General features: G+C 47.2%; 5 protein-coding genes. 2 read left to right on the top strand and 3 right to left on the bottom strand.

All coding sequences use genetic code 11. The features are described 5' to 3' along the window. Positions 1-493: patatin-like phospholipase family protein (locus DZ54_RS0116385; protein WP_025675259.1), on the bottom strand; the 493-nt coding region annotated here is incomplete at its 3' end. A 163-nt stretch (positions 494-656) separates the two neighbouring features. Here DZ54_RS0116385 and DZ54_RS0116390 point away from each other — a divergent pair. Then, a complete protein-coding gene (locus DZ54_RS0116390; protein WP_025675260.1) occupies positions 657-1,277 on the top strand; it encodes a superoxide dismutase in 621 nt (206 codons plus the stop codon). 50 nt (positions 1,278-1,327) lie between these two features. On the opposite strand, the gene DZ54_RS0116395 is transcribed toward DZ54_RS0116390, so the two are convergent. Continuing rightward, positions 1,328-3,043, bottom strand: coding sequence for a proline--tRNA ligase (locus tag DZ54_RS0116395; protein WP_025675262.1), 1,716 nt, complete (start codon positions 3,041-3,043; stop codon positions 1,328-1,330). Positions 3,044-3,087: 44 nt separating this feature from the next. Then, positions 3,088-3,813, bottom strand: coding sequence for a tRNA (N6-threonylcarbamoyladenosine(37)-N6)-methyltransferase TrmO (tsaA, locus tag DZ54_RS0116400; protein ID WP_025675263.1), 726 nt, complete (start codon positions 3,811-3,813; stop codon positions 3,088-3,090). Positions 3,814-3,934: 121 nt separating this feature from the next. Here tsaA and gmhB point away from each other — a divergent pair, with 121 nt between their 5' ends. Continuing rightward, entirely contained in the window at positions 3,935-4,495 is a 561-nt protein-coding gene (gmhB, locus tag DZ54_RS0116405) for a D-glycero-beta-D-manno-heptose 1,7-bisphosphate 7-phosphatase (RefSeq protein WP_025675264.1), read from the top strand. The last annotated feature ends 406 nt before the right edge of the window (positions 4,496-4,901 follow it).

Here is a 4,901-nt window from a genome sequence, read left to right on the forward strand (position 1 = left end):
CCCCCTGGAAAAAGCTAACTGACTGGCCAGTCTGATAGTTAGAGGCGGTGACGGATAGCCCGTGCAAGTGCCCAGCTAAGAGCTGATAATTGAGTTTATTAAAGTTAATAGTTTGATTGAGCAGACAGCGTAAAGGGCGATTATTCAGTAAACCGAATGGCAAGGGGGGTTGATAATGAGACTGAAAACGTTGCCCGGTTTGTGACAACAGGTGGCCAATCAGGGTACTGGGTTGACTCGCAATGACACGGGACGTATTCAGTCGGCGCCACAACCATGACAATTTTTTGACACCTAGTCGAAAACATGACGCATGACTGGCGAGGGAGACGGCATTAATGGCGCCGGCTGATGTCCCACAATAAATGGTAAACGGACTAGTATGCACCCGAGGATACCACTGAGCGATCGCCGATAGCACGCCAACTTGGTAAGCCGCTCGGGCGCCACCGCCAGTTAGGACTAAGGCTATTTTCGGTTTGCTTTTAGACATAGTCTGATCATCATTACTCTAACAGTTTGATTATAGATGATCTTTTATCTAACGCGTGGCGTTATATTGCAGATCTGAAAATACCACCATTGATAATGAGGTTGAAAATCGTTATCAATTCGATCTAGTGTGGTGGTGTCGTAATAATCAATGGAGTGACACCATGACTTATCTTTTCCCTGAGCTTCCTTATGCTTATGATGCGTTAGAGCCCCATATTGATGAAGTAACCATGCGCATTCATCATCAACGTCATCATAAAACCTATTTCGATAAATTCGTTGTTGCGATCAAAGAGACGGAGCGCAATGGCCAACCGCTCGAGGAGTTGTTCCGTGAGATTTCTCAGCTCCCAGCTGCCATTCGTAATAATGGCGGCGGTTATTATAACCATATGGTTTATTGGAACTCGATGACGCCCAACCCTAAATTGGCACCTGAAGGTGCACTTTTTGAGGCTATTGAACAGACATTTGGTTCCCTTGATGCCTTTAAAGACGCATTTAGTCAGGCGGCGATTGGTCAGTTTGGCTCAGGGTTTGCGTGGTTGGTCGTTAAAGAGGATGGTAATCTTGCGATTACATCGACACCAAACCAAGATAATCCTCTGATGGATATTGCAGAGGTCAAGGGTGAACCGCTTCTAGGCTGTGATGTGTGGGAGCATGCTTACTATCTCAATTACCAGAATAAGCGCCCGGATTATGTCAACGCATGGTGGCAGGTTGTTAATTGGGAGTTTGCTGAACAGGCGTATCAAAAAGCAATACGTCAAATTGACTGATACTAAAATGCCCCGCAGTGCGGGGCATTAATCTCGGGTTAACGCGTTATCTAGCTGAGCTTAGATTGAACGAAAGTTAGCGCATCCTCAATCGCAAAAGGCACTTTCTCGCCATCACGACGGTGTTTGTACTCGAATACCCCGTTATCCATGCTGCGCTCACCGATCACAATCGTATGAGGCACACCGACAAGCTCAATATCTGAGAACATCACGCCTGGACGTTCTTTACGATCATCGAATAATACATCGATACCAGCGTGAGTAAGATCAGTATAGAGTTTTTCTGCGGCTTCGCGTACCCGCTCAGACTTGTGCATATTCATCGGTACAATGGCGACTTTAAACGGGGCAATAGCGTCTGGCCAGATAATGCCATTTTGGTCATGGTTCTGTTCGATGGCGGCTGCAATGACCCGCGTGATGCCAATACCATAACAGCCCATCTCTAGCATCGCATTTTTGCCATCCTGCCCGAGCACACCGGCATTCATTTTTTGTGAGTAGTTATTACCAAGCTGGAAGATATGACCGACTTCGATACCGCGTTTAAACATCAGTGTTCCTTTGCCACACGGGCTAGGATCGCCTTCGACAACATTGCGTAAATCCTCAACCTGGCCGAGCGCCGCATCGCGTCCCCAGTTAATGCCGAAGTAGTGTTTATCGTCGATATTGGCACCGGCGCCAAAATCGTTCATAACAGCCACACTGCGATCGACGATGAAAGGAGCGGGTAAGTTGACAGGACCTAAAGAGCCAGGACCCGCCCCAACCAGTGCGCGAATCTCTTCTTCGGTCGCAAAGGTGAGTGGCGCAGCAACTTGTGGGAGGTTCTCTGCTTTTACTTCATTCAGCTCGTGATCACCTCGGATGATCAGGGCGATAAGATCAGACGCGACCTCTTCAGAGGCTTTGACAAACAAGGTTTTTACCGTCTTTTCAATCGGAAGCTCAAACTGCTCAACCAACTCAGCGATGGTTTTTGCATTTGGAGTATCGACGAGCGTCATTTCTTGCGTCGGTGCATCAGCTTCTGCTTTAGGCGCCAGAGCTTCGGCTTTTTCGATATTCGCCGCGTATTCAGACTCGGTCGAAAATGCGATCAGATCTTCACCACTGTCCGCCAGGACATGGAACTCGTGCGATGCTGAACCACCAATCGCACCGGTATCTGCTAACACAGCACGATAATCCAGCCCCATACGATCAAAAATGGCACAGTAGGCAGCGCGCATTTTCTCGTAACTTTGTTCCATTCCCGCTTTATCAATATCAAAGCTATATGCGTCTTTCATTGTAAACTCACGCGAGCGCATGACACCGAATCTTGGGCGTACTTCGTCACGGAACTTAGTTTGGATTTGATAGAGATTGAGCGGTAGTTGCTTGTATGAATTAATTTCATTACGCGCTAAGTGCGTGATCACTTCTTCATGCGTGGGACCCAAGACAAAATCGCGCTGATGGCGGTCAGCAATACGGAGTAGCTCAGGGCCAAACTTCTCCCAGCGTCCCGTTTCTAACCAAAGATCCGCGGGTTGGACTACGGGCATCATGGTCTCAACGGCACCGGCTCGATTCATTTCTTCACGCACAATGCGTTCAACATGGTGAAGTACGCGGACACCCGAAGGTAACCAGGTATAAAGGCCAGAGGCAAGTTTTCGAATCATGCCCGCGCGCAGCATCAGCTGGTGGCTGACAATCTCTGCGTCGCTAGGGGTTTCTTTCAAAGTAGAAAGCAGATATTGACTGGTACGCATGTAAAGTTATCCGTTGATATTAGCGTTCAATAAGTCCAAACATATTAACAGTGTGGGGGAGTTTCGACAAAAGCTTCTACCGCTACGACCAGGATTTGCATGGGTTGCACATAAAACCGCACGTTAAAGTCAAAAAGATGTACGGCGTAGCATTTATCATCCTCCTTGCCCTGTTTATAGGCAGGACGAGGATCCTGGGCTAAGACTTCGGCGATCACGCGTTGATGGTAGGCTTGATGAGGATACTGAGATAAAGCACGTAATGCACTATCCGAAAAATGAACATCAAGTGGGGTAGGTTTAGCTTGAGCAAAGCCACCTTGGGCGTTGGCAATGTTATCTGAGTAGGGAATATACGGCTTAATATCAATAATAGGTGTTTGATCAACGAGATCGCAGCCGCGCAGCGTTAAAGTGACTTGCCCGTTATTCTGTGACACATCAACCAGCTCGACTGCTGACATACCAATACCATTGGGGCGAAACGTCGCTCGGCTGGCAAATACGCCAATACGTTCATTCCCACCTAAACGTGGGGGACGCACTGTCGGTCGCCAGCCTTTCTCCAGGTTTTGGTCAAAGAGAAACAGCAGCCATAGATGAGAATATTGTTCAATACTTCGAACCGCCTCAATCTGATTGGCCTCATCGTGTAAGTCAAGGTAAGCCAGCGCACTTGGTGCCAGACCCGGTTGGCGAGGAACCGCAAACTTTTCTTTAAACGGTGAGCAGAGCGTGCCGATCGGTGTGATAGAAAATGGGGAGCGCATAAACGAATAAAACCCGATAACAAAGTCACTATATTAGCATGCGAAAGAGACGGGGAGTATGGATGCAAGTCAGTCTTGAGCGTGACATAATCTCAATACTATTCATCAAGAGGAACAATGCGTGAGGCGACCAGCAGTTTTTATCGACCGTGATGGCGTGGTGAATGTTGACCACGGTTATGTGGCTAGTATCGATAACTTTGAATACATTGACGGTGTGTTTGAAGCGTGCCGCGCGTTGAAAGAAAAAGGGTATCTCTTAGTGCTCGTCACTAACCAAGCGGGCATTGCTCGGGGCTACTACACCGAAGATGACTTCTTACAATTAACAGAGTGGATGGATTGGAATTTTGCCGATAAAGGTGTGGATTTCGATGGCATTTACTATTGCCCCCATCATACCACAGAAGGCGTGGGTGAATACCGCGTTGATTGTGACTGTCGAAAACCTAAACCTGGAATGTTTTTAGAGGCGGCGAAAGAGCTTGATATTGATTTATCTGGCTCTGTGATGGTGGGTGATAAAACGGATGATATGAAAGCAGCTCAAACAGCAGGTATCGAAACACGTTTTCTGGTTCGTTCTGGCAAGCCTGTTACTGAAGAGGGAATGGCGTTAGCGAGCCAGGTACTCGTATCGATTGCCGATGTGCCTGATGCACTGAAAGATAGCCAAGCGTAAACATATATTTAACGACACGGCGAAAAGTTGTGCGATTAGATTTTTTTGAACAAAAACACTTGCATCGAAAAAACAACACTCTATAATTCGCTTCTCGTTGGCACGGCAAGCCGCGCTAACAACGGCAATACAGACAAGCGAAACAAAATGCTTGACTCCATGCTAAAGTGGCGTAAGATGCCACTCCCGCTCAACGATGAGCGGTGCTCTTTAACAATTTGACCTATGCAATCTGTGTGGGCACTCGTTGAGAATAGACAAAAAGATTTATTCGATACACTGAGTGACCAATTCATGTTGGTACAGCCTTGAGCTGTTTTGCTTTCACTTTTTCAAAAGTGGATAACAACAAGAGCACAGTCAATTCGTTTGTCTCGTAAGAGATAAACAAAACAGTAGTTATCGA

This window comes from Salinivibrio socompensis S35 (genome assembly GCF_000513715.1).
Lineage (GTDB): Bacteria > Pseudomonadota > Gammaproteobacteria > Enterobacterales > Vibrionaceae > Salinivibrio > Salinivibrio socompensis.